The organism is Tersicoccus solisilvae (assembly GCF_014643255.1).
Taxonomy (GTDB): Bacteria; Actinomycetota; Actinomycetes; order Actinomycetales; family Micrococcaceae; genus Tersicoccus; species Tersicoccus solisilvae.
Genome location: NZ_BMJI01000067.1, coordinates 1 through 625, shown reverse-complemented (window position 1 = coordinate 625; position 625 = coordinate 1). Strand labels below are relative to the sequence as shown.

Here is a 625-nt window from a genome sequence, read left to right as displayed (position 1 = left end):
AGGTTCAAGGCGGGTAAATGATTACATCCTAAGGCTTCTCGGTTCGCGCCGAGCATGCACAATGTCAGTAAAACATTCACCCTGAGATTAAAAATATCGGCACAGGGACATTACCAGCTGTCGCACACCCCAGGGAGCAAATTCTGGGTCGAACCTGTGAGGGTTCGTGCTATTTCAGTTTAATCCTCTCTTGCGCTTCGCTCAACCAATGCGTGCTCAAGAGTGGATTGCAGCAAACGGATCCTATCATCCATTTGGCTCATATAATCTTGATTCTTCCGCTGCTCTTCATAGAGCTCATAGCCTATGTTGAGTGCGGCCATCAAAGCCATTTCCTCACGGCTGATGGCGTTGGTGCGGGCCTTTATCTTGCCCAGTTGCAGCTCCAATTTCTGCGCCACCGCTTGCAGTGCCTGTTCCTGACCCGGGGGACAGGCGATGGAGTAGGTGCGCCCCAACAGGGTGATATCTATGGCACTGTTACTCATCTTCCGCACGGGATCCTTTTCTTTGGCTCTGTGGCGGAATATATCTAGCTCAGCGTTAAAGTGCAAGACAAGCGCCACTTTGGTTGCGTCGGCTGCTGTTTCTATGAGCTTCCCTGGCGCAAAATCCCGGCAGTAGC

At 51.7% G+C, this 625-nt stretch carries 1 protein-coding gene and 1 other RNA gene; both read right to left on the bottom strand.

Going from position 1 to position 625, the window contains the following annotated elements:
* A non-coding RNA gene (gene ssrS / locus IEX22_RS16260) (6S RNA) lies at window positions 1-139 on the bottom strand; the annotation flags it as partial.
* Window positions 140-179: 40 nt separating this feature from the next.
* On the bottom strand, window positions 180-625 hold a 446-nt coding region (zapA, locus tag IEX22_RS16255; RefSeq protein ID WP_229660108.1), incomplete at its 5' end, for a cell division protein ZapA.